The sequence below is a fragment of the Streptosporangium sp. NPDC023825 genome (assembly GCF_040639575.1).
Taxonomy (GTDB): domain Bacteria; phylum Actinomycetota; class Actinomycetes; order Streptosporangiales; family Streptosporangiaceae; genus Streptosporangium.
The window spans coordinates 68560-94623 of sequence record NZ_JBFAAE010000013.1 but is presented as its reverse complement, the minus strand read 5'-3'; the positions used below and the strand labels follow the sequence as shown (position 1 = coordinate 94623).

Here is a 26064-nt window from a genome sequence, read left to right as displayed (position 1 = left end):
ACGATGGTGGGAACCGGATACCTCGGTGCGACGACGTCCGCATGCATGGCCGAGCTGGGCTTCGAAGTCCTCAGCCTCGACGTGGACGCGGAGAAGATCGACCGCCTGCGGGCCGGCGATCTGCCCATCTACGAGCCGGGTCTGCAGGAGATCCTGCGGCGCAACCTGGCCAACGGCCGGTTGCGCTTCACCACCTCGTACGAGGAGGCCGCGGCCTTCGGTGACGTGCACTTCCTGTGCCTGGGCACCCCCCAGAAGCCGGGAGAGTACGCGGCCGACGTGTCCTACCTGGACGCCGCGATCGAGTCGCTCGCCCCCCACCTGAACCGCGAGTGCCTGATCGTCGGCAAGTCGACCGTCCCGGTCGGCACCGCGCAGCGCCTCGCCGACAAGCTGGCCCGGCTGGCACCCATCGGCGCGGGCGCCGAGCTGGCCTGGAACCCGGAGTTCCTCCGGGAGGGCTTCGCGGTGAAGGACACCCTGCACCCCGACCGGATCGTGCTCGGTGTCGCCTCCGACAGGGCCGAGAAGATCATGCGGGAGGTGTACGCCTCCATGCTGGAGATGGGCACCCCGATGGTCATCACCGACTACCCCACGGCCGAGCTGGTCAAGGTGGCCGCCAACGCCTTCCTCGCCACGAAGATCTCCTTCATCAACGCGATGGCCGAGGTCTGCGAGGCCGCCCACGCCGACGTCAAGCAGCTGTCCCTGGCGCTGTCCTTCGACGACCGCATCGGCGGCAAGTTCCTGAACCCCGGTCTCGGCTTCGGCGGCGGCTGCCTGCCCAAGGACATCCGGGCCTTCATGGCCAGGGCCGGCGAGCTCGGCGCCGACCAGGCGCTGACCTTCCTGCGGGAGGTCGACGCGATCAACATGCGCCGCCGCGCCCGTATGGTCGACCTGGCCCGCGAGCTGGCCGGGGGCTCCTTCCGGGGCTGCACGGTCGCGGTGCTCGGCGCCGCGTTCAAACCCAACTCCGACGACATCCGTGACTCGCCCGCCCTGGACGTCGCCGTCAAGATCAGCGAGCAGGGTGGCCGGGTCACCGTCTACGACCCCGTCGCCCAGGAGAACGCCCGCAAGGCCCATCCCGGGCTCTCCTACGGCGACTCCGCCCTGGACGCGGCCAAGGACGCCCACGTCGTGCTGCTGCTGACCGAGTGGCAGGAGTTCATCGCCATGGATCCCGAGGAGCTGGGTTCCGTGGTGGCCTCCCGCAAGATCGTCGATGGTCGCAACGCCCTCGACGCCGAGACCTGGCGGGCCTCCGGCTGGCACTACCGCGCCCTGGGGCGCCCCTGAGCCCGGCCCGCCCTTCGCGCACCGAGCCTTTCGCGCACCCTCGGACATGACAACGGGTTCCCGGTTGATCCGGGAACCCGTCGGGTAAGCGTCGACTTCTCAGGGACCACATCGGTCACCATGGCCTTCTCACGTCACCGATTCCGCATCACCAGTAGTCCCAGCGGTACCAGCGACGCCAGCGACGACGACGGCGACGACGACGGCGCCAGTAAGGATCGTGGGCGGGCCAGCCCCCTCCCGGGAACATCGTGATACCCATGAGGACGCCCCCTTTCGCAGTAATCTCTCGGATACGACAATTACTACGATATGGGACATATAGCCGCAAAACGGACTAATCGCTTCTAGATTAGTTATAGAACGTTTTTGAGGGTTATTACGGTAAGACCACTTCCGTTGCGGCGAATGCGAGCACCTCGCGAAACCACTTCTTCCTGTGCGTTCGACAAAATGCCCTTTACCCTGGCGAGAAGCCGGCGACCGTGACGGTGAGCCCCGCGAGCACCGCTTCTTTCACCAGGCCGGACCGGTACGCGGTCCGAGCGCGGCCATCGGGTAAAGCTCCCGGAAGACGCCCGGCGAGAAGGCCCCGTCCTCGGCGGAGGCCTTCTACCGGTCCCGGTTCCGCCCGGTCAGTTGTCGAACTCGCCGAGCTTCACGCCCCCGACGAAGGCGTCCCACTCCGAGCGGGTGAAGAACAGCTTCGGCCCGTCGGGATTCCTGGAATCGCGCAATACGTAAAGAGAGCCCGAACCGGCCTTGTGGCCCTCCGCCGGGGCGTCGACCACGGCCACCTCGACGCAGTTGCCGCCGTCGTCCCCCTCCGGAGTCGCCCTGCGCCAGACGGCCCTGCTGAGGTCTGCTTCCACGTCGTCTCACCTTCGCTATGTCGGCGGTCGCCCGGTGGGCGGAGTGTTCGAGCGGATCGCCCCCGTGACCGGCACGCCTGCGCCACGTCCCGGGAGCACCCCGTGACGCATTCCTCCGGCACCGGGCTCCCACGAAGGGCACCGGTCTCCACGAAGGGCACCGGCTCCGTGAGCGGCACCGGTTCCGTGAACGGCGGCGGGTTCCACGAGGACAGTATCCGGACCGCCCGCGACGTCCGCAACGACAAAAGCGCAGGACGCGCGCCCGGCACGGCGACCCGCCCGAAAGGCCGTGCGACGTCGGCGGTGCCCGAGCCGCCCGACGCCGGTGGCGGCCACGGAACTCGTCCGGGCGTACGACGCCGGAGGCCGCGGGGGCCACGCCGGAGGCCGCGAGGGCTAGCGCGTCGAGACGGAACTCACCGTGGAGTCGACGGGCTTGCCGCCCTCACCCGCGCCCACGCTCCCCCATACCGCCAGCACCGCCATCGTGAGTCCGAGGACGGCGCGGATAGCGTTCCTCATGATTCTCAACCTCCGGGATATTTGAAGATCCTCCCCCTTCCCCCCGCGTTCTCTTCTATCCGCGATGCGGTCGAGCTATCGGTCAAAGATGGTGATATCAGGCGCCGAGCTGGGCGGCCTCGGCCCGGAGCCTCGCGCCCTTGGCGTGGGCTTGATCCTTGAGAGCGACCTGGAACGCCTCCATCTTCACCCGCAGCCCCTCGTCGGCGGCGGCGAGGATCCGCACGGCCAGCAGGCCCGCGTTGCGGGCGCCCCCGACGGCGACGGTCGCGACAGGGACCCCCGCGGGCATCTGGACGATCGAGAGGAGGGAGTCGAGGCCGTCGAGATACTTCAGCGGGACGGGGACACCGATCACCGGCAGCGGGGTCACCGACGCGAGCATGCCCGGCAGGTGAGCGGCTCCCCCGGCACCCGCGATGATCACCTTCAGTCCGCGCCCGGCCGCCTCCGCGCCGTACGCGATCATCTCCTCGGGCATGCGGTGCGCGGAGACCACGTCGGCCTCGAACGCCACCCCGAACTCGGCCAGCGCCTCGGCGGCGAGTTTCATCACCGGCCAGTCGGAGTCGCTGCCCATGACGATGCCGACGGTGGTCATTACGTCTCCTTGCCTCGCGGCCCGCGGGCCGCGCGCGTTTCGCGGTGGTGCCGTGGTCAACGCCGGTGTGGCGCTTTCGCCGGCGGTACGGGGGCTCCGGAGGATCTCGGCGCCCTTTCCGGTGGTGCGGGGCTTTCGGCGCTCCCGGTCCCTCGCGGTGGTGCGGGGCTTTCGGCGGCTCCGGTCCCTCGCGGTCCCGGTGCCCCGGCGGGCCGGGGGATGCGGGCCGGAAGGGCGAACCTGCCGGCCCGCCGGCTCAGGTGTATCTTCCCTCGGTGAGGTAGACGGCGGCGTGCCGGGCACGCGCGCGGACCTCGTCCAGGTCGGTGCCCATCGCGGTGACGTGGCCGATCTTGCGCCCCGGCCGCACCTCCTTGCCGTAGAAGTGGACCTTGATCCCCGGGTCGTGGGCCATCACGTGCTCGTACCGGGAGAAGATGTCCGGGTCGTCACCGCCCAGGAGGTTGGCCATCACCACCACGGGGGCGGTCGGCGCGGGCGACCCGAGCGGGAGGTCGAGGATCGCGCGCAGGTGCTGCTCGTACTGGGAGGTGCGGGCCCCGTCGATCGTCCAGTGGCCGCTGTTGTGCGGGCGCATGGCCAGCTCGTTCACCACCAGCCCCGAGGAGGTGGCGAACATCTCCACGGCCAGCAGCCCGGTCACGCCCAGCTCCTTGGCGATGGTCAGGGCGATCCGCTGGGCCAGCGCGGCCCACTCGGGGTCGAGGCCGGGAGCGGGGGCGAGCACCTCGACGCAGATGCCGTCGCGCTGGACGGTCTCCACCACCGGGTAGCTGACGCCCTGCCCGTGCGGCGACCTGGCGACCAGCACGGCGAGCTCCCGCTCGAACGGCACGAACCCCTCGGCCATCAGCGGCACGCCGGAGGCCAGGACCTCGGTCGCGTCGTCCGCGGAGCGGCAGACCCAGACGCCGCGCCCGTCGTAGCCGCCCCGGACCGCCTTGAGCACGACCGGCCAGCCGTTCTCCGCGGCGAACTCCTCGACGTCGGCGGCCGTCTCGATCCGCCGCCAGGGCGGGCAGGGCACGCCGATCGCGGTCAGCCGCTCGCGCATCACGGCCTTGTCCTGGGCGTGGACGAGCGCGCCGGCCCCGGGGTGCACGGCGAAGCCGTCCTCGGCCAGGGCCCGGACGTGCTCGGTGGGCACGTGCTCGTGGTCGAAGGTGACCGCGTCACATCCCTTGGCGAGATCGCGCAGGTCGGCCAGGGACCGGTAGTCGCCCAGGCGCACGTCGGCGATCACGCGGGCGGCGCTCTCGTCGGGCGAGTTCGCCAGCACCCGCAGCTCGATGCCGAGGGCGATGGCCGCCTGCTGTGTCATCCGGGCCAGCTGGCCCGCTCCGATCACGCCGACGACGGGTCCGATGGGACTGGCCAAAGAAGGGCTGCTCACAGCGGTTAAGTTTACTGTCACGCGGTACGGGACCGGGCGGCAGGTGGATGGCAGGCGGGCGTCGGGCCACCCGCCGGGACCCGCGAAGGACCTGCCGGTGACCGGGAACGGCCGTCCGCGGGCGTTCAGTCCGCCGTGAGGGTGGCGAGGCCGCGGCGCAGGCCGGTCGTGGCGAGCTTGGAGCCGCTGCCGCCGATCACGGTGGCGACGAGCACGACCTCGGTCCCGGTCAGTTTCGCGGCTCTGGTCCTGCCGGTGAAGCCGCGCAGGTCGGCCCTGCCGAAGAGGGGACGGGCCAGCGAGGAACGCCCCTGACGGGCTCTCTGCCGGTATTCGATCTCCAGGGCGTGGATGACCAGGGCGCCGCCGGTGGGCATCAGCAGCGCGCGCTGAGGGCCGACGAGCAGGCGGACGTCGGCGGTGAGGCGGTCGGGCCGCACGCTCAGCGGCCGCCTGACCAGATCGTCGAAGAGGTCCCGGACCGGGTCTCCCCTGGGGAAGGTCACCCCGCTCACCCCCGCCGGGTCGGTCAGGTAGGTCAGGTAGCGCTGCGGCACGAGACGGGCCCTGACCCCCGTGTCGGGGTCGTCGGCGGGTACCGCGCCCTCGGTCGGCTCGCGGATCTCGCCCAGGACCGGGATGGGACCGGCGCCGAGCCGCCACTCGCCGTCCTCCTGGATGAACAGGAAGTAGGCCGGGTCGGGCTCGCGGGCCAGGGCGACGAACCAGCGGTCCTGGCCGTCGACGCCGGGCAGGTACAACTCCACGTCGGTGTAGGACTTCCTGGCGGGGGCTGGGCGGCCGTTCCGGGTCGCCTCGCAGGCACGACCGCCCAGCGCTCTCTCCGCCCAGGTGGTGAGCTTCCCGACGGTCGCGCAGTCCCGGTCGCGCCAGGCCTTGTCGAGCCTTCCCAGCAGCGCGAAGGCCCTGGACGCCTCGGCGAGCTCCACCCCGGCGGACGCCTCACGCGACGGGCCGGTCTCGGGGGCGGTACCCGGCGTCTCGCTCCCCGCGCCGCAGCCGGTCATCATCGACAGACCGAGGATCAGGGCGAGGAGTCGGCGGCGCAAGGGTTGATCCCCGGGGTAGTGGCCGTCGCGTACGGCAGTCCGTCTGGACCGATCACAGGAGGCGGAGGTTTCCGGGGCTTCCCGCGATCTGGGGGATCAGCGTAACGCCAATACCCCCTATTTATCCGGCCTTATACGACATTTATTGAAAAAGTACTTGTTGACGGCTATAGACATCAACGAGTCAACCTCGCGCGGATCACGCCTCCTCACCGGTAGCCTGGCCCGAAGAGTGTTCGAGGTCCTCCGACGCGGCGGATCAGCAGCCGACCCCCGAAAGGACCGTGCAGGAAACGTGGAGTTTCTCCGACTCGCCTACCGGCGGCTCGCCGAGCTGGCACGAGAGCTGGCGAAGTTCGGGACGATCGGCGCGGTCGCCTTCGTGATCGACACCGGCGGCACCAACCTGCTGAGGTTCGGCGTCGGCTGGGGACCGCTCACCTCCAAGGTCATCGCCACGATCGTCGCGGCCACCTTCGCCTATCTCGGCAACCGCTACTGGACGTTCAGGCACCGGGAGCAGAGCGGCCTGGCCCGCGAGTACTTCCTGTTCTTCGTCCTCAACGGCATCGGCCTGCTCATCTCGCTGCTGGTGATCGGTTTCGTGACCTACACCCTGGGTCTGCAGGACGTGCTGAGTTACAACATCGCCCTGCTCACCGGCACCGCCCTCGGCACCCTCTTCAGGTTCTGGTCGTACAAGAAGTGGGTCTTCCTGCCCGGCACGCCGCCGGACGAGCCGGCCGGAGCCGTCCCCGGCACGCCACCGAGCCGGCCGGCGACACCGAACAGCCAGGTCAACGGCCACAGGTATCTCCTGAGCAAGACCTCGGAGGAGAACGCGCCGCCCCCCGGCCCGCGTTAGCACGTACGCCCCCTGCCGGCGCCCGCGTTGGTACGTACGCCCCCTGCCGGCGTCGGCGCGCCCCCTGCGTCCGGCCCGGAAGCCGTCGCGCCCGGAGCCCCGGCCGGAGCGCTCAGGCGGGCCCGCGCACGACGCGGTTCCTGCCCGGCTCGCCCACCTGGCGCAGGAAGAACGCGAACGTCGCCGGACGCGCCCGTACGAGCTCCAGGCGTCCCCCGTCGGCGGCGGCCAGCGCCCTGGCGAGGGGCAGGCCGAGACCCGTGCTGCCGCGCCCGCTCACGTTCCGTTCGAAGACCCTGGGGGCCAGCTCGTCGGGAATGCCGCTCCCCTGGTCGGCGACCTCGATCACGATGGACCTGTCCCTGGCGCTGGTGGTCACCGTCACCGTGCCGCCGCCGTGCTCCAGCGAGTTCTCCAGCAGGGTGGAGATCACCTGGCCGATGCCGCCGCCGGTGCCCAGCGCCTGGAGGCCGCGCGTGCCGACCAGGCTCAGCCGCCGCCCGGCCCTGCGGAACGCCGGGCCCCACTCGATGAACTGCTGATCGAGCAGCACGTCGAGCTCGACGATCTCGGACTGCGCCTGACGCTGCCGTCTGGCGGTGGCCAGCAGCTCGTCGATCACAGCGGTGAGCCGCTCGGCCTGCACGATGGCGGCCTCGCCCTCCTCCTTGACGATCCCCGGCTCGTCGGCGGCGGCGACGATCTCCTCGAGTCTCATGGTCAGGCCGGTGAGCGGGGTGCGGAGCTGGTGGGAGGCGTCGGTCGCGAACTCCCGCTCCCTGGCCAGGAGGTCGGAGATGCGGGTCGCGCTGCGGTCGAGCACCTCGGCCACCCGGTCGAGTTCCTGGATGCCGTAACGGTGCTTGCTCGGTCTGGCGTCACCGGAACCGAGCCGCTCAGCGATCATCGCAAGGTCGCTGAGCGGTAACGTCAGGCGGCGTGACTGGACGATGGCGAGCCCGACCGCGACCGCGAGGGCAGCGGCGGCGAGTCCCAGGATGAGGAACAACCACGCGCGGACCTCACGCTCCACTCCCGTCTTGTCCCGACTGACCGCGACGTACACGCCGTTCTCCGACTGTGCGTCCTCGGTCATCTTCTGGCTCTCGGGGGGCTCGGTGCCCACCGTTATCACCTGGGGAGGAGTCCCCTTCGCGTAAATCTGGATGTAGAGATCGGGATACTTGCGTTCCAGCTGTTGCTCGTCGACGGGCTGGTCCTGGATCCGGGCGTACTCGACCTCCCCGAGCAGGCTTTTGGCATGGGAGGAGAGTTCCTGGGTCGCCTCCTCCTCGATGAGCCGGTTGACCGCCACACCGAGGGGAATGCCGAGCAGCAACACCCCGATGACCGCGACGAGGAGAGTTGAGGAGAGCAGACGGCGGCGCATCTCCTACTCGCGCTCGAACCTGAAGCCGACTCCTCGAACGGTTGTGATGTATCGGGGCTTGGCGGCGTCGTCACCGAGTTTCCGGCGTAGCCACGAGATGTGCATGTCCAGGGTCTTGGTCGACCCCCACCAGTTGGTGTCCCACACCTCGCGCATGATCTGCTCTCGGGTAACCACCTTTCCGGCGTCGCGGACCAGGACCCTCAGCAGGTCGAACTCCTTTGTGGTCAGATGCAGCTCCTTGTCTCCCATCCACGCGCGACGGGAGTCGGCGTCGATGCGCACGCCCTGGACCACGGGCGTCTCGGATGTGCCGCGCCGCAGCAGCGCGCGGACGCGCGCCAGCAGCTCGGCGAGGCGGAAGGGCTTGGTCACGTAGTCGTCGGCCCCGGCGTCGAGGCCCACCACCGTGTCGACCTCGTCGACACGGGCGGTGAGGATCAGCACGGGAGTTCCGTGGCCCTCGGCGCGGATGCGCCGGGCCACCTCCAGGCCGTCCATCTCGGGCAGGCCCAGGTCGAGAACGATCAGGTCGATGCCACCTGACAGCGCCCGCTCCAGAGCCTGCGGGCCATCAGGGCTCACCTCTACTTGATAACCCTCGCGGCGCAGAGCTCGCGCCAGTGGCTCGGAAATCGAGGTGTCATCCTCGGCGAGTAGTACACAGGTCATGTTGCGATCGTAGGACCTTAGGGGATCGTTTCCCGGGTACAGCGCGCGGTTTGACTCGTCGTTGACCTATCCATTGACCTGGGCAAACACTGATAAATCCCGGATAGTCATCCCGCAACGGCCGAGGGCCACGGAGTAGGTCTCCCGCATTGGAAGTCCCTGGAAAGCACAGGCTCACCAAAGGATGGAGCGACAAAACAGAACACGCCCTACCAGAAGGGATCCGGCGGGCGTGTTCTGCTTGATTCATCTCAGGAGGCCGACGGCGGCTCGGCATAGCGGGCGAGATAGAGCTGCTCTCCAAGACTCCCGATGAGACCGAGCTCGGTCTCCAGGTAGTCGATGTGGCGCTCCTCGTCCTCGAGGATCTCCTCGAACAGGCGGGCCGAGGTGGCGTCACCCTTCTCCCGCATCAGGATGATGGCCGGCTTCAGCCGGGTGACCACCTCGAGCTCGACGTCCATGTCGGCGCGGAGCTGCTCGGCGACGGTCTGGCCGATGTGCAGGGTGCCCAGCTTCTGGTAGTTGGGCAGCCCTTCGAGGAAGAGGATGCGATCGGTCAGCTTCTCCGCGTGGCGCATCTCGTCGATGGACTCTTCGCGGGTGTATTTGGCCAGCCTGGTGTATCCCCAGTTCTCCTGCATCTTGGCGTGCAGGAAGTACTGGTTGATCGCGGTCAGCTCTGCGGTCAGCTGCTCGTTGAGCAGTTCGATGATTTTCTTGTCGCCCTGCATGGCGAGCTCCTCGTGCTATGCGGTCGGCATTAAATCTTCGGACCGCTTTAGGATCGCACAGATTTTGCGCACGCAAGAAGCGCAGTCGCCACCGGCACCCGTGGCATCGCGGATCTGGCGCGCACTCTTGGCCCCTGCCGAGATGCAGTCGTGCACCTCGTTCTCGGTGACCGCGCGGCAGAGGCATACGTACACGGGGATGCGACCTTTCTGGAGGCTATCATAGGTTAGGCACACCTAAGCTAACTCATTTGGTTAGGCTTGCCTATGTGAACTAGGACACAAACCCTTAATCCCTCTGTCACAAGCCCGAATTTCCCGTCTGGAAAAACCCATCCCGACCTGCGGAAACACCCCGGGCGGTCCCGGCGGCGCCCCGCGGACATCTCGCCGGCACGAATCCCCGCGAGCACGGGACATGCCCGCCGAAAACACGGACGCGCCCCGGCGAAGGCCGGGGCGCGTGATCGGGGCGAGCGCGGTGAACCGCGGGTCAGTGGCCTCTGGCCAGCCACTCCTCCAGGTGCCCCGCCTCCGCGCCGATGGAGGTGGAGGCGCCGTGACCGGTGTGCACGGCCGTACCCGGCGGCAGGTCGAGCAGCCGCCCCTTGATCGACTCGATGATCGTGTCGAAGGAGGAGAAGGACCTCCCCGTCGCACCGGGACCGCCGTTGAACAGGGTGTCGCCGGTGAAGACCGCGCCGATGTCCGCCCCGTACAGGCAGACCGCGCCCGGGGCGTGGCCCGGCGTGTGCAGCACGGTCAGCTCGATCCCTCCGGCCGAGAGCACCTGCCCGTCCTCGATCGGGGTGTACGGCAGGTCGGTGTAGACCATCTCCCACAGCACCTGGTCGGCCGGGTGGAGCAGGATCGGCGCGCCCGTCCGCGCGGCGAGGTCGGCCGCCGCGTTGATGTGGTCGTTGTGCGCGTGGGTGCAGACGATGGCCTTGACCTCGCGGCCACCGACCCGCTCGGCGATCGCGGCGGCGTCGTGCGCGGCGTCGACGACGAGGACCTCGCTGGCCGAGCCGACGATCCAGATGTTGTTGTCGACGTCCCACGTCCCGCCGTCCAGCGAGAACGTGCCGGAGGTGACGACCCTGTCGATCACAGGACCACCACCGAGCGCAGGACCTCGCCGTGGTGCATCTTGGCGAAGGCGTCCTCGACGTCGCCGATCCCGATCGTCTCGGAGACGAAGCGGTCGAGGTCGAGCCGCCCCTGGAGGTAGAGGTCGATGAGCATGGGGAAGTCGCGGCTGGGCAGGCAGTCGCCGTACCAGGAGGACTTCAGCGCGCCGCCGCGGCCGAAGACGTCGAGCAGCGGCAGCTCCAGCTTCATGTCCGGGGTGGGCACCCCGACCAGGACCACGGTCCCTGCCAGGTCGCGGGCGTAGAAGGCCTGCTCGTAGGTCTCGGGGCGGCCGACCGCCTCGATGACCACGTCGGCGCCGTTGCCGCCGGTGAGCTCCTTGACCCTCTCGACCGCGTCGGAGGTGCTGGAGTTGACCGTGTGGGTGGCGCCGAAGTCCTTGGCCCAGCCGAGCTTGCGGTCGTCCACGTCCACCGCGATGATCTTCGAGGCGCCCGCCAGCCGGGCCCCCAGGATGGCCGCGTCGCCGACGCCGCCGCACCCGATCACCGCCACGCTGTCACCGCGGGTCACCCCGCCGGTGTTGATCGCGGCACCGAGGCCCGCCATCACGCCGCAGCCCAGCAGCCCGGCCACCTGCGCCGGCGCCGCCGGGTCGACCTTGGTGCACTGCCCGGCCGCGACCAGGGTCTTCTCGATGAAGGCGCCGATGCCCAGGGCCGGGCTGAGCGGCGTGCCGTCCTCCAGGGTCATCTTCTGGGTGGCGTTGTGGGTGTTGAAGCAGTACCAGGGACGGCCCCGCAGGCACGCCCGGCAGTCACCGCACACGGCCCGCCAGTTCAGGATCACGAAGTCACCGGGGGCCACCTCGGAGACGCCCTCGCCGACCGCCTCGACCACCCCGGCCGCCTCGTGACCGAGCAGGAACGGGAACTCGTCGTTGATGCCGCCCTCACGGTAGTGCAGGTCCGTATGACAGACGCCACAGGCCTGGACCGTCACCACGGCCTCGCCAGGGCCCGGATCGGGCACGATAACGGTCTCCAGCGATACGGGCTCGCACTTGCCACGCGCGACCACGCCTTGCACGGTGTACGGCATGTCCTGCACCTCATCTGTCATGGTTTCGACCCTCGCGGGCCCACTTACCGGTTGAACGGTCCTGGGGCGCCCAGTCTCAATGATTACCAGCCCGGCGCAACACGTACGGCTGCACGACCCCCAGGCCGCGGGCCGGCCGCTGGCGGATGCGGCCGACCTCGACGCCGGGCGCGTCCTTCAGCGCCTCGGCGAGCCTGTCGTCGACGACGACGCTGCCGGGGCGGGCGATGGCCGTGAGCCTGGCCGCCAGGTTCACCGTCGTGCCGAAGACGTCGCCCATGATCGGAAGCACCGGGCCGTACGCCAGCCCGACCCGCACGTCGAGCCCGTACTGGCGGACCGCGCCGATCAGGTCCAGGGCGATCACCGCGGCCGTCCGCGGGTCGGTCGCGGTGAAGAACACCTCGTCACCGAGTGTCTTGACCATCCGCCCGCCGTGCTCGGCGACGACGTCGGAGGCCCGCGACTCGAAGCCCTCGACCAGCTCGGCCAGGCCCCGCTCGTCCAGCTCGCGGGAGACCCGGGTGAAGGAGACCAGGTCGGCGAAGCCCACCGCGAGGGTGAGCCGGGCCGGCACGATCTCGTCGGTGATGTCGGCGAGCGTCAGCAGGCGGGTCCCGGCGGCGGCGAGCTGGGCGCGCCAGACGTGGACCAGCACCTGCTCGAAGTCGGGGAGCAGCCGGCGCGAGGTCTCCATGACCGCCGCCAGGTCCTCGTCGGTGGGCCGGCGGCCGGGATCGAGCATGGCGCCGATCATGATCTCGGCCTGCCACTGGGCGAGCCTCGCGGTCGTCTGGCCGAGTGCCCTCGCCATCCGGATGACGGTCCGGTCGTCCAGCAGGCCGCTCTCCATCATCGCCCGGACCCGTTCCAGCGCGGCCACGTCCGCGTCGGTGAAGGCCACGGTGTCGTCGGGGAGCGTGGCGAACCCCAGCGCGCGCCAGATCCGCTCGGTGAGCTCCTGCGGCAACCGGGCCAGGCTCGCCACCTGGATCCGGGTGTAGCGGGGAGAGGCGCCGACGAAGAGGTGCTCGATCTGCCCGGCCGTCGGGCGTCCGGCGGGAACCTCCGTCTCGTCCCCGTCCTCCGTCGGGCCCGGGAGGTCAGGCCCCATGGGTCACCGCCCGCCGGGTTCGGAGGGCTCCCCGTCCGCCGCGTCGTCGATCGCGCGGAACAGCTCGGCCCGCACCTCCTGGATCCGGGGGATGTCCCGCAGCGTGATCCGGCCGTGGTCGCCCGCCGACTCGACGACCAGCGTGCCGCAGCCGAAGAGCCTCTCCAGGAGGGTCTGGTCGGCGCTGACCGTGTTCACCTTGGTCATCGGGATGTCGTCGACGGACGTGTTCAGCACCCCGGTGCCGATGGTGAACCGGTGCGAGGTGAGGACGTACGAGGTGTTCTTCCAGCGCAGGTACGGGATGAAAGACCACACGGTCAGCAGGCCGACGGCGATCACGGCCACCGCGACGAGCGCGTGGAACCGGTACTCGAAGTCGGGCATGAAGAAAAGAGCGGCGCCGGAGCCCACGATGATCAGGATCAACGCGAGGAACGGGCCGATAAGTCGCTTCCAGTGAGGGTGGAACGACCTGATCCGTCGCTCCCCCTCCGTCATGTGGTGATCGGGTAGACCCATGGGGCAAATCGTGGCACGCCCGCATGCCCCACGTCATGAGCTGTGAGGTCGAACATGCACGACGTCGCCCGCGCTGAGCGTGTGCTCCTCCCCCTTGGAGCCGACGATCAGGCGCCCGGCGCGGTCGACACCGGTGGCGGTGCCGGTGAGCACCCGCTCGCCGGGCAGCTCCACCCTGACCTCCCGCCCGACCGTGGCGCTGACCGCGAGGTAGGCGGCCCGCAGGCCGCAGGCCTCGACGTCGCCGTTCGCCTCCGACCACTCGCGGTAGTGGGTCTCGATCTCCCGCAGCATCGCGCGCAGGATCGGATCGCGGTCGACGCAGGCGGCCTCCTCGATGGCCAGGGAGGTGGCGGTCTCCACCGGCAGTTCCTCGGGGCGCACGCTCACGTTGAGCCCGACACCCACGATCACCGCGCTGTCGATCCGCTCGGCGAGCACCCCGGCCAGCTTGCGCTCGCCGATCAGCAGGTCGTTGGGCCACTTGAGCCGTACGTCGACCTCGGCGACCTTCCGCACGGCCGACGCGACCGCCAGGCCGACGAGCAGGGGCAGCCACCCCTGCTCGGACAGGGGCGGGTCGGGACGCAGGAGGATCGAGAACGTCAGGCCCGCGCGCGGCGGGGCGCTCCAGACGCGGCCGAGCCTGCCACGTCCGGCGAACTGGGACTCGGCGACGACGACGGCGCCCTGCCGCGCGCCGTCGCGGACGGCGTGCGCGAGGTCGGCGTTGGTCGATCCGGTCCTTTCGACCACGGAGATGCCGGACCAGAGTCCACCGGGACGGACCAGCGCGCGGGTGAGCGCCGCCTGGGAGAGCGGCGGGCGGTCGAGATCAGTGAAGGGCGAGTCGAGCACTTAGCCATCTTGCCTCCACTAACGACCCCCTGTTACCGAATTAATCCAATGACCAGGGAATACTGTTGTCGAAGTCTGGGGCGGCGGGCAAGGTCCGGCTTTCGGCCGGGGTGAGAACCCGTTCAGGCGGCGGCGAAAAGAGATGATGAACGCATGAGCAGACATCTCCCCGCACGCAACGGCGCCGACCTGGAAAACGCTCCGAGCTCGAAGGCGGGTCCGGGCTTCGAGGCGGTGGAGGTCGTGCGGAGGCCGGGGCCCACCACCCGGGCGCGGGTCGGGCAGATGCGGTCGGGGACGATCCATGAGCGCCGGGACGACCTGGCCACCGAGGAGCCGCTGGAGATCCGCATCCAGGCGGGCGAGGAACGTCGCACGGTCGCGATCACCATGCGCACCCCCGGCCACGACTTCGAGCTGGCCGCCGGATTCCTGTACGGCGAGGGCGTCGCGGCACCGGCGGACATCGCCTCCATCGCCTACTGCACCGACGAGGACGTGCCGCCGGAGGCGCGCTACAACACGGTGACCGTGCGGCTGCACGGCGGCGGGCTGCCCGGCCTGCCCTCGCTCGACCGGCACTTCATGACGTCGAGCGCGTGCGGCGTCTGCGGCACCGCCAGCCTCGACGCCCTGCGCGGCCGCTGCTCGCCGCTGCCCGGCCAGGAGGAGGTGTTCGTCACCCCCGAGGTCCTGTACGGCCTTCCCGGCAGGCTGAGAGGCTCCCAGGGGATCTTCGGCAAGACCGGCGGGCTGCACGCGGCCGGCCTGTTCACCGCCGGGGGTGAGCTTCTCGCGGTCCGCGAGGACGTGGGGCGGCACAACGCGCTGGACAAGCTGGTCGGCTGGGCCATGATGGCCGGGCGGCTGCCGCTGGGCGGGCACGTGCTCATGGTCAGCGGGCGAACCAGCTACGAGATCATGCAGAAGGCCCTCACCGCGGGCCTGCCGGTCGTCTGCGCGGTCTCGGCGCCGTCGTCCCTCGCCGTCGACCTCGCCAGGGAGTTCGGGATGACACTGGTCGGGTTCCTGCGCGAGGAGCGCTTCAACGTCTACGCGGGGGCACACCGCATCGGCCGCTGAGCCACCCGCACCGCTTCTCGAACGACCCCGTCCCGGACGCACCGCCCGAGACATCCCCTAGCGGCCCCTGAGCTGCCCGCTCCGGCCCCCGAACGTCCACCTCGGCACCCTTTAGTCCACTTCCATTAAGAATCACCCATATTGGATCCTGGGGAGCCGTCTCCGTCAGCCGGGGAGCCTTTTGGCCATGAAGACGACATCGCGCGGGCCGGACTCGCGGCGCTCGGTGATCTCGTACCCGAGGCGCCGGTAGAGGGCGATGTTGGGCTCCATGCGGGCGTGGGTGTACAGGCGCAGGGCGTCGAGGCCCGCGGCGCGGGCCCGTTCCTCGGCGAAGGACAGCAGGCGCCTGCCGAACCCCCGGCCGTGCAGGCCGGGAGCCACCGCCACGTTGTCCACCAGCAGCACGCCCTCTTCGGGAACCAGCACGATCAGCCCGGCGATCCCGGCGTGCCCGCCCTCTCCGGGAAGGCCGCCCGGAAGGTCCAGCACGTGCAGACGGCCGGCCGCCACGTGGGCGGCGTAGTCGTCGTCCATCGGCTTGGGGCGGACCCCGATGAGGTCCGCCCACGGCCGGTAGGCCGCCTCGACCAGGCTCTCCACGACCGGGAGGTCCCCGGCCCTCGCCTCGCGGATCATCCGGTGTTCTGCAGGCCCGCGGCGACGCCGTTGACCGACAGGAGCAGCAGCGTGGACAGGCGCTCGCGCTCCTCCTCCGACAGCCCCTCGGCGGCGCGAAGGGTGGACAGGGCGCGCAGCTGCAGGTGCGAGAGCGCGTCCACGTACGGGTCGCGGAGCTGCACCGCGCGGGACAGGACCCTGCGGTCCTCCAGAAGGCGGGTGTGGCCGGTGATCTCCAGGACCAGCCGGCGCGTCAGGTCGTACTCGGCCAGGACCTGCTCGACGAAGTCGTCCCTGGCTCCGAGCGCGAGGTAGCGGGCGGCGATGTCGCGGTCGGTCTTGGCCAGCGACATCTCCACGTTGTCCAGCAGCGAGGCGAACAGCGGCCACTCGCGGTAGGCGGCGCGCAGCTCGTCCAGGCTCGCCTCGGAGATCACCGCCTCCAGGCCGCTGCCCAGGCCGTACCAGCCCGGCAGGTTGACCCGGGTCTGGGCCCAGGCGAACACCCACGGGATGGCCCGCAGGTCGTCCAGGGACCGGGGTGCGCCGAGGCCGCGCCGGGCGGGGCGGGAGCCCAGGCGGAGCGAGCCGATCTCCTCCAGCGGGCTGACCAGGGAGAACCACTCGGGGAAGCCGGGCGCCTCGGTCAGCCGCCGGTAGGCCTTCTCCGAGGCGGAGGCGACCCGCCCGGCCACGCCGCGGAAGCGCCCGGCCGCGTCGGCCGTACGGGCCTCGATGGACGGGGTGGAGGCGAGGAGCACCGCCGAGGTGACCTGCTCCATGTGGCGGCGGGCGATGGCGTCGTGGCCGTAGCGGGCGAAGATGACCTCGCCCTGCTCGGTGACCTTGAACCTGCCGCCGACCGAGCCGGGGGCCTGCGCGAGCACGGCCCGGTTGGCCGGGCCGCCGCCCCGGCCCAGGGCGCCGCCCCGGCCGTGGAACAGCGTCAGCGGCACGTCGTGCTCGGCCGACCAGGCGGCCAGCGCCTCCTGGGCCTCGTACAGCTTCAGGGTCGCGGCGGCCGGGCCGAGCTCCTTGGCGGAGTCGGAGTAGCCGAGCATGACCTCCAGGCGCCGGTCGGCGGCGAGCCTGGCCCGCACGGCCGGGATCTCCAGCATCCCCGACAGGACCGTGGGGGCGGCGGCCAGGTCGGCGCCCGACTCGAACAGCGGGACCACGTCGAGCAGCGGCGCCCGGTCGCCCATCGCGTGAGCGGCCAGCGCGTGGACGGCGGCAATGTCGTCGGCCGAGCGGGTGAAGGAGACGACGTAGCGGGAGCAGGCGGTCACCCCGAACCGCTCCTGGATCCAGGCGATCGTGCGGATCGTGGCCAGGACCTCCTCGGTCCGCTCGGAGGTGCGCCCGGCGGCGATCTCCTCCAGCGCGGCGGCGTGGACCTGCGAGTGCTGGCGGACCTCCAGCTCGGCCAGGTGGAAGCCGAACGTCTCCACCTGCCAGATGAGGTGCTGCAGCTCCCCGTACGCCTGCCGGTTCGCGCCGGCCTCGACCAGCGAGTCCTGGGCGATGCGCAGGTCGGCCAGGAGCTGTTCCGGCGAGCGGTAGGCCAGGTCGAGGCCGCGCTGCCGGGTGGCCGCGATGCGGGCGGCGACGAACATCAGCCACTGCCGGTGCGGCTCCCTCGGGGAGCGGGTGGCCATCTCCGAGACCACGTCGGGGTGGTCGTTCACCGCGCTCGACAGCGCGGCCCGCAGCCCGGCGGAGGCGGGGGTGTAGTCGGCGGTGAGGGTGAGGGAGCGGCCGATCCTGAGCGTGGCGTTCTCCAGGGCGATCAGCACGTGCTCGGCCTGGATGAGCACGGCGTCCCTGGTCACCTTGGAGGTGACGTTCGGGTTGCCGTCGCGGTCGCCGCCGATCCAGCTGCCGTACCTGATGAAGGCGCGGGCCCGGGGCTTGCCGGTGCCGGCCCCTCCGCCGAGCGCGGCGTCCAGGGCGCGGTAGACCTGCGGGACCACCCGGAAGAGGGTCTCGTCGAAGGCCGCCATCGCGGTGCGCACCTCGTCCAGCGGGTCGAGCTTGGTGGAGCGCAGCTGGGCGGTCCGCCACAGCAGGTCGATCTCCTCCAGCAGCCGCCGCCGGGTCTCCGCCCGCTCGGCCGCGCCCCTGTCGGAGCTGTTGTACGCGGCGAGCTGGCCGCTGATGCGCTGGATCGCGGTGACCACGGCGCGCCTGCGGGCCTCGGTGGGGTGCGCGGTCAGCACGGGGTGCAGGCGCAGTCCCTCGACCAGGTCGGCGACCTTGTCGTCGCCGAGCTCCTGGACGGCCTGCGCCAGGGACTCGGGCAGCGGCTCCTCGCCGGTGTCGCGGACCCGCAGGGTGCGGATCCTGAAATGCTCCTCGGCCAGGTTCGCCAGGTGGAAGTAGCAGGTGAACGCGCGGGCGATCTGCACCGCGCGGTCGATCGGCCACTCGGCCACCATCGCGGTGATCTCGTCGACCGACACCTGCTTCCTGCGGGCCCCGATGACGGCCTTGCGCAGCCGTTCGACATCGGCGAGCAGGTCATCGCCGCCATGCTCGGCGATGACCTGCCCCAGGAGTTCGCCGAGCAGTCGCACGTCCGCGCGCAGCTCGTCGGGCATCTCGGTGACAGCGGTGGAACGCTCTGCCTGATGGGACACGGTGGCGGGCATGCCCGCCAGCGTACCCAGTCCGTTTTGTCGAACGGAGACCGGTCTCACCCATTGGACTAGACCATTGGAGAGGCTGTTCACGGGCCGTCCGGACGGCTTCCGGCGGGCCGTCCGGACGGCCCGCCGGATGATCGTCAGGTGGCCGCGGAGGTCGCCTTCAGGAGGGCCGGATACCTGGCGAAGGCGATCTTCCCCGCGGCCCTGCGGCCGCCCCAGGAGACCAGCAGCCCGTACGCCACCGCCGGCACGCCGACCCAGGTGAGGCCGAACAGGACCGGCAGGACGATCGGCAGCGCGAGCAGGCCGGTGCCGATCAGCGCGGCGAACGACCCCGCGAAGGCGATGCCGCCCTGCCCGGGGGCCGCGCCGGTGAAGGCGTTCAGGCGCTCGGGCACGGTGTAGGGCATCAGCACGCTGGTCAGCGCGCCCACGCCGAGCCCGGCCCCGAGGACGCCCCAGGCGGTGAGCGTGGCCGGGACCGCCCAGGTGACGTTCCCGGCCAGCAGCGCCGCGACCGTGGCGAGCACGAGCAGCAGCGGGACCGCGATCGTCGCCACGGCCAGGTGCCGCCCGGCGATGTCGGTGCGCCAGTCGCGGTCGGTGCCGTAGGCGACGGCGTTCGTCCACAGGGAGCGGCCGTCGATGCCGAAGGCGTTGCACCCCTGGATGCTGATCATCAGCGCGCCGATGCAGGCGGGGAGGATCGCCAGGAAGCTCCCGGCCGCGCCGTCGTTCTCCCCGTACATCGAGAAGGCCATGATGCCGGTGACCGCGACGGCGGCGAACCAGCCGACCCTGCCCCGCGGGTCGCGGCGGGCGTACTTGAGCTCCTTGCCCGCGACCGCGGCGAGCGGGCCGTCGGGCAGGACCCTGGCCAGCAGGCCCTGGGAGTTGCGCACCGACGCGCCCTGGGTGGAGGCGTCGGAGGAGACCAGGGCGCGGCGCAGCGCGGCGATCCACAGCCATCCGACCCCGGCGACCAGGGCGGCGAGCAGGACCACCCCCGCGACCGCGAGGAGGCCCCCGTCGGCGATGGAGCGGGCCGCGACGCCGGAGGGGGTCCAGCTCAGCACCGAGGCCAGACCGTGCAGCACGGCCATGGGGTCGGCCGCCAGGCCGCCGTTGAGCAGCAGGTTGGGCAGCTGGGCCGCCAGGATGAAGAAGATCACCGAGACGGCGAGCACGTCGCGGCCCCTGCGGGTGCGCAGGATCCCCGACAGCGACGTAGTGATCAGCCGGGAGAGCACGACGCAGAGCGCGAAGTGGAGCAGCACCGCGACCAGGCCCAGGATCACCCCGCCGATCCCGGTGGCCAGGCCGACGACGGCCCCGGCCGTCACGGCCAGCGAGGCGAGCGGCCACACGCCGGTGACCGAGGCGGCGAACATGCCGGCGGCCAGCCGGCCGGTCCCCAGCGGGAACAGGGCCAGGCGCGACGGGTCGAGCGTGTCGTCCAGCCCGAACGCCAGCAGCGGCACGACCGCCCAGCCCACCAGGAAGACGGTGAACACCACGATCGCGACGTCCAGGGCGACGCCGGCGGGCGCGAGGCGCAGCGTGGCCGTCAGCAGGAACCCGAGGGCGCCGAAAACGAACGCGGCGATCGCCGTGAAGACGAACCCCAGCAGGCGCTGGGTGCTGCCGCTCAGGTTCCCGGCGACGAGCCGCAGCTTGAGCCGTACGAACACCATGGGCCCCACCCGCACGGCACCCGCGCCTCCCGCGCCTTTCGCAACGGCGTCTCCCCGCACGCCCGCGCTCACCCCGTCGCCCATTCCGTCCTCCTGCCGCCCGGTCCCGTCCGGCGCGCTCACGAGGGGGTCGCGCCCAGCCACGACAGGCCCTCCCGTCCCTCCGGGCCGTCGCCGCCCCGGGCGCCGACCAGGCCGAGGAAGGCCTCGTTGAGGCCGCGGCCCGCCCTGACCTCGTCCAGCGGCCCCTGGGCGACGATCCGCCCTCGGTCCATCACCGAGACCCAGTCGCACAGGCGCTCGACGAGCTCCATCACGTGACTGGAGAAGACCACCGTCGACCCGGAGGCGGTGTAGCGCCTGAGCACCTCGACGAGCGTGTTGGCGCTGACCGGGTCGACGCCCTCGAACGGCTCGTCGAGGAAGAGCACCGCGGGGTTGTGCAGCAGCGCGGCGGCCAGGCCGATCTTCTTGCGCATGCCGGTGGAGTAGTCGACGACGAGCTTGTCGGCCGACTCGGTCAGGTCCATGACCTTCAGCAGTTCCTCCGCCCGCCGCCCCACCTCGTCCCTGGGGATGCCGCGGAGCTGGCCGTTGTAGGAGAGCAGCTCCCTGCCCGACAGCCGCTCGAACAGGCGCAGCCCCTCGGGGAGCACGCCGATGCGGCCCTTGACCGCGACCTGGTCGCGCCAGACGTCGGCGCCGCCGATGTGGACCGAGCCGTCGTCGGGGCGCAGGAGGCCGGTGACCATGCTGAGCGTGGTGGTCTTCCCGGCGCCGTTGGGGCCGACCAGCCCGGCGAAGCTGCCCTGCGGCACCACCAGGTCGACACCTCCCACGGCCACCTGCTGCCCGAACCTCTTGAGCAGCCCCCGCGTCCTTACCGCCTCCGTGACGTCCGGCATGGCGCCTCCCCTTCCGCGGCCCGCGTGATCGGCCGCCTCGCACGGGAAACGAACGATCGCCCCCGATAGTTCGCGATGTGAGACGACGGTTACCCTGCTGGGATGAGCGAGTCCCTGAGCGCCGAACCACTGGATTCCGGACCCGACATCCACACCACGGCCGGGAAGCTGGCCGACCTGGAGCGCCGCCTGGGCGAGGCGGCCCACGCGGGTTCGGCGCGCGCCGTCGAGAAGCAGCACGCCGCGGGGAAGATGACCGCCAGGGAGCGGGTGCTCGCCCTCCTCGACGAGGACAGCTTCGTGGAGTTCGACAAGCTCGCCAGGCACCGGTCCACGAGCTTCGGCCTGGAGCGCGAGCGGCCGTACGGCGACGGGGTCGTGACCGGGTACGGCACGGTCGACGGCCGCCCGGTGGCGGTGTTCGCCCAGGACTTCACCGTCTTCGGCGGCTCCCTGGGCGAGGTCTTCGGCGAGAAGATCGTCAAGGTCATGGACCACGCGCTGAAGACCGGCTGCCCGGTGATCGGGATCAACGACTCCGGAGGGGCGCGCATCCAGGAGGGCGTCGTCTCGCTGGGCCTGTACGCCGAGATCTTCAAGCGGAACGTCCACGCCTCCGGGGTGATCCCGCAGATCTCGCTGGTCATGGGCCCCTGCGCGGGCGGCGCCGTCTACTCGCCCGCGCTCACCGACTTCGTGCTGATGGTGTCGGAGAAGTCGCACATGTTCATCACCGGCCCCGACGTGATCAGGACGGTCACCGGCGAGGAGGTGACGTTCGAGGAGCTCGGCGGGGCGCACACGCACAACTCCCGCTCGGGCGTGGCCCACTACGAGGCGTCCGACGAGGCCGACTGCCTGGAGTTCGCCAGGGCGCTGCTGTCCTACCTGCCGTCCAACAACATGGACGAGGCCCCGGCGTTCGACGCCGATCCGCCGCTGGAGACCACCGACGAGGACCTCGAGCTCGACACGCTGATCCCCGACTCGGCGAACCAGCCCTACGAGATGCACACGGTCCTCGAACACGTCCTGGACGACGGCGAATTCCTGGAGGTGCACGCGCAATTCGCGCCCAACATCCTCGTGGGTTTCGGCCGGGTCGAGGGGCGCTCCGTGGGGATCGTCGCCAACCAGCCGATGAGTTTCGCCGGCACGCTGGACATCGCGGCCTCGGAGAAAGCCGCGAGATTCGTCCGTACGTGCGACGCCTTCAACATTCCCGTCCTGACATTCGTCGACGTCCCGGGATTCCTGCCGGGCACCGACCAGGAATGGAACGGGATCATCCGGCGCGGCGCCAAGCTTCTCTACGCCTACGCGGAGGCGACCGTCCCCCTGGTCACGGTCATCACCCGCAAGGCGTACGGCGGGGCGTACGACGTCATGGGGTCCAAGCACCTGGGCGCCGACGTCAACCTGGCCTGGCCGACCGCGCAGATCGCGGTGATGGGCGCGCAGGGCGCGGTCAACATCCTCTACCGGCGCGAGCTCGCCGCGGCCGAGGATCCGGACGCCCAGCGGGCCAGGTTCGTCACCGAGTACGAGGACACGCTCGCCAACCCGTATCTCGCGGCCGAACGTGGGTATGTGGACGCCGTGATCCGCCCTTCCGACACCCGGGTCCAGATCGTCAAGGCGCTGCGGACCCTGCGCAACAAGCGCGCGACCCTGCCCCCGAAGAAGCACGGGAACATCCCGCTATGAGACATTTGAAGATCATTAAAGGAGACGCGACGCCCGAGGAGATCGCCGCGGTGGTGATCGCCCTCTCGACGCGTGCCGCACCGGCGAGTCCGGCGTCGAAAGCCTCGCAGACATCGAAATCATGGAGCAATCACTCACATCGCATGCGAAAAGCGCTTCCTGTCGGGCAAGGCGCATGGCGATCGAGCACACTGCCGAGATAGATCCCGGGAACAGGGTGTCAAGTTGCGCGAGAGTTGGGACCATCTAAGAAATGGGCGCATATAGTCAGCCGATCAGCTAGTTCCGAGGCCTGGAGGACGACATGACCATCCTGGACCTCACGTCACGTCCCATCGCCGCGAAGTACGCCGTCCTGGTCGACGTCGGTTATCTGTACGCGGCGGCCGGGGAGGTGCTCCTGAGCGCCAAGGAGCGCAAGGAGTACCGGGTGGCGGCGGACGAGCTGATCCAGGCGTTGCAGAAGCACGCGGAGGAGCGCATCCACGGCGAGCTGCTCCGCATCTACTGGTACGACGCCGCCCGCGACCGGGTGCCGACCGTGGACCAGCGGGTCATCGCCCAGCTTCCCTGGGTCAAGGTGCGCCTGGGCAACCTGAACGCGCGGGGCCAGCAGAAGGGCGTGGACGCGCAGATCAGGAGCGACCTGGAGGCACTGGCCAGGCACCACGCGGTGAGCGACACGATACTGCTGGCCGGGGACGAGGACATGGTCCCCGCCGTCGAGGCCGCCCAGGCCTACGGGGTGCGGATCCACCTGTGGGGTGTGGAGCCCCCCTACGGCACCAACCAGGCCGAGCGCCTGGTCTGGGAGTCCGACACCGTCGAGATCATCAGCGCCGACTTCCTGCGGTCCTTCTTCAGCCGCGCCCCCGCGCCGGTGCCGGTGCCGGTCCCCCCGATCGCCCCCTCCCCCGCCCAGGTCTTCGCCGGGCGCACCGCCGCCGCCAAGCCCAAGGCCCCGGCGGGCCAGGTCACCAAGCTGGGCCCGAGCCGCCCGCGCGTCGAGGAGGTCGGCGAGCACGTGGCCCAGAAGTGGATCCTCACCCGCGGCCGCGACAACATCCGCGACCTGCTGCCGGGGCCGATCCTGCCCACGGTGATCGACACCGAGCTGCTCATCGAGGCGGAGAAGGAGCTGGGCCACTCCCTGCGCCCCTACCCCGAGGCACGCGTCTGGCTCCGCGACGGATTCTGGGCCCGCGTCTACCGGGAGTTCGAGATCGGGGTCGGCGTCTCCTCCAAGTGAGGGTGGCGACGGTCGCCACGGCCACGTCCGATTCCCGCCAGCCGTGCCCCGTGCGCCGCGGGTAACGTCGTCGGCGTGTCCGTGAAAGAGCTCGACTTCGACTCCTGTTACCGCGCGGTGGCCGCGAGGGACGCCCGGTTCGACGGGCGGTTCTACACGGCGGTCACCTCCACCCGCATCTACTGCCGGCCGATCTGCCCGGCACGCACCCCGTCCACCCGCAACGTGCGGTTCTACCGCCACGCGGCCTCCGCCGAGGCGGCCGGGTTCCGGCCGTGCAAGCGCTGCCGGCCGGAGCTGAGCCCCGGCGATCCCGGCTGGGACCACCGGGGCGACCTGGTCGGCCGGGCGCTCCGGCTGATCGACGAGGGCGTGGCGGACGACGGCGGGATGACCCGGCTGGCCGGGCGGCTGCACATCACCGGACGGCACCTGCACCGGCTGTTCACCGCGGAGATCGGCGTGGGCCCGCTGGCCGTGGCCAGGACCAAGCGCCTGCTGCTGGCCAAGCAGCTGCTCACCGAGACCGGGCTGCCGATCGTCGACGTGGCGTTCGCGTCGGGCTTCGGCAGCGTCCGGCAGTTCAACGCGACCATGAAGGACACCTACGGCTTCACCCCCGGCGAGCTGCGGGCGACGACGGGGGGCAGGCCCGGGATGTGCGGCGACGCCCTGACCCTGCGGCTGCACCGCAGGGAGCCCTACGACGCCGCGACCCTGATGCGGTTCCTCGCGGCGAGGGCGATCCCCGGCCTGGAGCGCGCGGACGACACGTCCTACAGCCGTGCCGTCCCCGGCGGCACGATCACCCTCACCCCCGGGCCCGGCCACGTACGGCTGGACGTGAGCGTCGACGACACCCGCCGCCTGGCCAGGATCGTGGCCCGCTGCCGCCGCCTCCTCGACCTCGACGCGGACCCCGAGGCCATCTCCGCAGCCCTCGGCGAGACCTCGCTGGGACCGCTCGTCGCCGCCCGCCCCGGGCTGCGCGTGCCCGGCGCCTGGGACGGGTTCGAGGTGGCCGTCCGCGCCGTGATCGGCCAGCAGATCTCCGTCGCGGGCGCCCGTACCATCCTCGGCCGCGTCGCGGCCCGGGCCGGGCGCCCCACCGGCGGGCAGGGGCTGACCCACCTGTTCCCGTCGGCGGAGGAGCTCGCCGAGGCCGACCTCGGCGGGCTGGGCCTGACCGGGCGGCGGGTGGCGACGCTGAGGGACCTCGCCACGAGGGTGGCGGGCGGCGAGATCGACCTGGACGGCGCCCAGGAGCCCGCGGAGGCGGTCGCCGGGCTGCTGGAGGTTCCCGGGATCGGGCCGTGGACCTCCGGCTACATCGCGCTGCGGGCGCTGCGCGACCCGGACGCCTGGCCGGGCGGAGACCTCGGCCTGCGGCGGGCCATGGCCTGCCTGGGCATCCCCGAAGACCACATCGAGCGGTGGCGCCCCTGGCGGGCGTACGCCGCGCTGCACCTTTGGAGCTCGGAATGATAGAGGCACAGGTTCTCGACACCCCGGTCGGCCCGCTGGCTATGCTCGCCCGCGAGGGCGTGCTGCTGGCGGCGGGTTTCACCACCACGGGGCCGGAGGAGATGTTCGCCCGGCTCTCCCCGGAGCTGCGCGCCGAGGGGCTGACCCTCACCGACGATCTGGGCCTGCCCGCGCGGGCGGTACGCGACTACCTGGACGGCGACCTGACCGCCCTCGACGCGGTGCCGGTGGAACAGCCGGGCACGCCCGTCCGGCAGCGGCTGCTCACCGCCCTGCGCCAGGTGCCCGCGGGCGTCACGATCAGCTACGCCGAGCTCGCCGAGCGGGCGGGGCTGCCCAGGACCGCGGCCAGGGCCGCCGGGAGCGCGTGCGCGCGGAACCTGATCGCGCCGTTCGTCCCCTGCCACCGCATCCTGCCGTCCACCGGCGGGTACGGCGGCTACTACTACGGCACCCCGGTCAAGCAGTGGCTGCTCACCCACGAGGGGGCACCGGCCGCCGAACGGCTCCGGACCCGGCGGGAGGGCCGCTGACCGG

The 26064-nt window shown here is 71.0% G+C and carries 26 protein-coding genes; 8 read left to right on the top strand and 18 right to left on the bottom strand.

Annotation, left to right across the window (positions count from 1 at the left end; genetic code table 11):
• The first annotated feature begins 3 nt into the window (after positions 1–3).
• Entirely contained in the window at positions 4–1305 is a 1302-nt protein-coding gene (locus tag AB0G15_RS14785; protein WP_362839318.1) for a UDP-glucose/GDP-mannose dehydrogenase family protein, read from the top strand.
• 635 nt (positions 1306–1940) lie between these two features.
• Here the strand turns inward: AB0G15_RS14785 and AB0G15_RS14780 are convergent.
• The 5 genes from AB0G15_RS14780 to AB0G15_RS14760 form a co-directional block, all read right to left on the bottom strand.
• Complete coding sequence (locus AB0G15_RS14780; RefSeq protein WP_362839162.1) at positions 1941–2177, bottom strand: DUF397 domain-containing protein; 237 nt, start codon at positions 2175–2177, stop codon at positions 1941–1943.
• A gap of 399 nt (positions 2178–2576) precedes the next feature.
• On the bottom strand, positions 2577–2702 hold the full coding sequence (locus tag AB0G15_RS14775; RefSeq protein ID WP_362839159.1) for a hypothetical protein: 126 nt from the start codon (positions 2700–2702) through the stop codon (positions 2577–2579).
• A 97-nt stretch (positions 2703–2799) separates the two neighbouring features.
• On the bottom strand, positions 2800–3303 hold the full coding sequence (gene purE / locus AB0G15_RS14770) for a 5-(carboxyamino)imidazole ribonucleotide mutase (RefSeq protein WP_362679025.1): 504 nt from the start codon (positions 3301–3303) through the stop codon (positions 2800–2802).
• A gap of 256 nt (positions 3304–3559) precedes the next feature.
• Positions 3560–4717 (bottom strand): 5-(carboxyamino)imidazole ribonucleotide synthase, encoded by a 1158-nt coding sequence (locus tag AB0G15_RS14765; RefSeq protein WP_362839156.1) that lies wholly within the window; start codon positions 4715–4717, stop codon positions 3560–3562.
• A gap of 125 nt (positions 4718–4842) precedes the next feature.
• On the bottom strand, positions 4843–5787 hold the full coding sequence (locus AB0G15_RS14760; protein ID WP_362839153.1) for a hypothetical protein: 945 nt from the start codon (positions 5785–5787) through the stop codon (positions 4843–4845).
• Between the two features lie 295 nt (positions 5788–6082).
• On the opposite strand from AB0G15_RS14760, the gene AB0G15_RS14755 reads away from it, so the two are divergent.
• Positions 6083–6652 carry a GtrA family protein gene (locus tag AB0G15_RS14755; RefSeq protein ID WP_362839150.1) on the top strand — a complete coding sequence of 190 codons (570 nt, stop codon included), beginning with the start codon at positions 6083–6085 and terminating at the stop codon, positions 6650–6652.
• Positions 6653–6764: 112 nt separating this feature from the next.
• On the opposite strand, the gene AB0G15_RS14750 is transcribed toward AB0G15_RS14755, so the two are convergent.
• From AB0G15_RS14750 to AB0G15_RS14710, 9 genes are all read right to left on the bottom strand, one after another.
• On the bottom strand, positions 6765–8042 hold the full coding sequence (locus AB0G15_RS14750; RefSeq protein WP_362839147.1) for an ATP-binding protein: 1278 nt from the start codon (positions 8040–8042) through the stop codon (positions 6765–6767).
• Positions 8043–8045: 3 nt separating this feature from the next.
• Complete coding sequence (locus tag AB0G15_RS14745; RefSeq protein ID WP_012888073.1) at positions 8046–8714, bottom strand: response regulator transcription factor; 669 nt, start codon at positions 8712–8714, stop codon at positions 8046–8048.
• A 251-nt stretch (positions 8715–8965) separates the two neighbouring features.
• A complete protein-coding gene (bfr, locus tag AB0G15_RS14740) occupies positions 8966–9448 on the bottom strand; it encodes a bacterioferritin (protein WP_362679010.1) in 483 nt (160 codons plus the stop codon).
• Between the two features lie 15 nt (positions 9449–9463).
• Positions 9464–9643 carry a (2Fe-2S)-binding protein gene (locus tag AB0G15_RS14735; RefSeq protein ID WP_362679007.1) on the bottom strand — a complete coding sequence of 60 codons (180 nt, stop codon included), beginning with the start codon at positions 9641–9643 and terminating at the stop codon, positions 9464–9466.
• Positions 9644–9941: 298 nt separating this feature from the next.
• The gene (locus AB0G15_RS14730; protein WP_362839144.1) at positions 9942–10559 is read right to left on the bottom strand and encodes an MBL fold metallo-hydrolase; all 618 of its coding nucleotides are present in this window, start codon (positions 10557–10559) and stop codon (positions 9942–9944) included.
• Positions 10556–11641, bottom strand: coding sequence for an S-(hydroxymethyl)mycothiol dehydrogenase (locus AB0G15_RS14725; RefSeq protein ID WP_362839315.1), 1086 nt, complete (start codon positions 11639–11641; stop codon positions 10556–10558). The genes AB0G15_RS14730 and AB0G15_RS14725 overlap by 4 nt, the downstream gene beginning before the upstream one ends.
• 76 nt (positions 11642–11717) lie before the next feature.
• Positions 11718–12755 carry an adenylate/guanylate cyclase domain-containing protein gene (locus tag AB0G15_RS14720; protein WP_362839141.1) on the bottom strand — a complete coding sequence of 346 codons (1038 nt, stop codon included), beginning with the start codon at positions 12753–12755 and terminating at the stop codon, positions 11718–11720.
• A gap of 3 nt (positions 12756–12758) precedes the next feature.
• On the bottom strand, positions 12759–13277 hold the full coding sequence (locus AB0G15_RS14715) for a PH domain-containing protein (protein ID WP_362839138.1): 519 nt from the start codon (positions 13275–13277) through the stop codon (positions 12759–12761).
• A gap of 33 nt (positions 13278–13310) precedes the next feature.
• The gene (locus AB0G15_RS14710) at positions 13311–14135 is read right to left on the bottom strand and encodes a biotin--[acetyl-CoA-carboxylase] ligase (protein ID WP_362839136.1); all 825 of its coding nucleotides are present in this window, start codon (positions 14133–14135) and stop codon (positions 13311–13313) included.
• A gap of 153 nt (positions 14136–14288) precedes the next feature.
• On the opposite strand from AB0G15_RS14710, the gene fdhD reads away from it, so the two are divergent.
• Positions 14289–15218 carry a formate dehydrogenase accessory sulfurtransferase FdhD gene (gene fdhD / locus AB0G15_RS14705; RefSeq protein WP_362839133.1) on the top strand — a complete coding sequence of 310 codons (930 nt, stop codon included), beginning with the start codon at positions 14289–14291 and terminating at the stop codon, positions 15216–15218.
• A gap of 165 nt (positions 15219–15383) precedes the next feature.
• Here fdhD and AB0G15_RS14700 read toward each other — a convergent pair whose 3' ends face one another.
• The 4 genes from AB0G15_RS14700 to AB0G15_RS14685 all read right to left on the bottom strand — a co-directional run bounded on the left by AB0G15_RS14700 (position 15384) and on the right by AB0G15_RS14685 (position 21086).
• On the bottom strand, positions 15384–15857 hold the full coding sequence (locus AB0G15_RS14700; RefSeq protein WP_362839131.1) for a GNAT family N-acetyltransferase: 474 nt from the start codon (positions 15855–15857) through the stop codon (positions 15384–15386).
• Positions 15854–18490 carry a phosphoenolpyruvate carboxylase gene (locus AB0G15_RS14695; RefSeq protein ID WP_362839128.1) on the bottom strand — a complete coding sequence of 879 codons (2637 nt, stop codon included), beginning with the start codon at positions 18488–18490 and terminating at the stop codon, positions 15854–15856. Before AB0G15_RS14695 ends, AB0G15_RS14700 begins: the two co-directional genes overlap by 4 nt.
• A gap of 134 nt (positions 18491–18624) precedes the next feature.
• A complete protein-coding gene (locus AB0G15_RS14690) occupies positions 18625–20325 on the bottom strand; it encodes a hypothetical protein (protein ID WP_362839125.1) in 1701 nt (566 codons plus the stop codon).
• The gene (locus AB0G15_RS14685; protein WP_362839122.1) at positions 20301–21086 is read right to left on the bottom strand and encodes an ABC transporter ATP-binding protein; all 786 of its coding nucleotides are present in this window, start codon (positions 21084–21086) and stop codon (positions 20301–20303) included. The genes AB0G15_RS14690 and AB0G15_RS14685 overlap by 25 nt, the downstream gene beginning before the upstream one ends.
• Before the next feature lie 102 nt (positions 21087–21188).
• Here AB0G15_RS14685 and AB0G15_RS14680 point away from each other — a divergent pair, with 102 nt between their 5' ends.
• The 5 genes from AB0G15_RS14680 (at position 21189) to AB0G15_RS14660 (ending at position 26060) form a co-directional block, all read left to right on the top strand.
• Positions 21189–22793: an acyl-CoA carboxylase subunit beta gene (locus tag AB0G15_RS14680; protein WP_362839119.1), complete on the top strand. Its 1605-nt coding sequence runs from the start codon at positions 21189–21191 to the stop codon at positions 22791–22793.
• Positions 22790–22996: an acyl-CoA carboxylase subunit epsilon gene (locus AB0G15_RS14675; RefSeq protein WP_362839116.1), complete on the top strand. Its 207-nt coding sequence runs from the start codon at positions 22790–22792 to the stop codon at positions 22994–22996. Before AB0G15_RS14680 ends, AB0G15_RS14675 begins: the two co-directional genes overlap by 4 nt.
• Positions 22997–23097: 101 nt before the next feature.
• A complete protein-coding gene (locus AB0G15_RS14670; protein ID WP_362839113.1) occupies positions 23098–24042 on the top strand; it encodes an NYN domain-containing protein in 945 nt (314 codons plus the stop codon).
• 75 nt (positions 24043–24117) lie between these two features.
• Positions 24118–25527, top strand: coding sequence for an AlkA N-terminal domain-containing protein (locus AB0G15_RS14665; protein WP_362839110.1), 1410 nt, complete (start codon positions 24118–24120; stop codon positions 25525–25527).
• Positions 25524–26060: a methylated-DNA--[protein]-cysteine S-methyltransferase gene (locus tag AB0G15_RS14660; RefSeq protein WP_362839107.1), complete on the top strand. Its 537-nt coding sequence runs from the start codon at positions 25524–25526 to the stop codon at positions 26058–26060. Before AB0G15_RS14665 ends, AB0G15_RS14660 begins: the two co-directional genes overlap by 4 nt.
• Positions 26061–26064 lie beyond the last annotated feature (4 nt).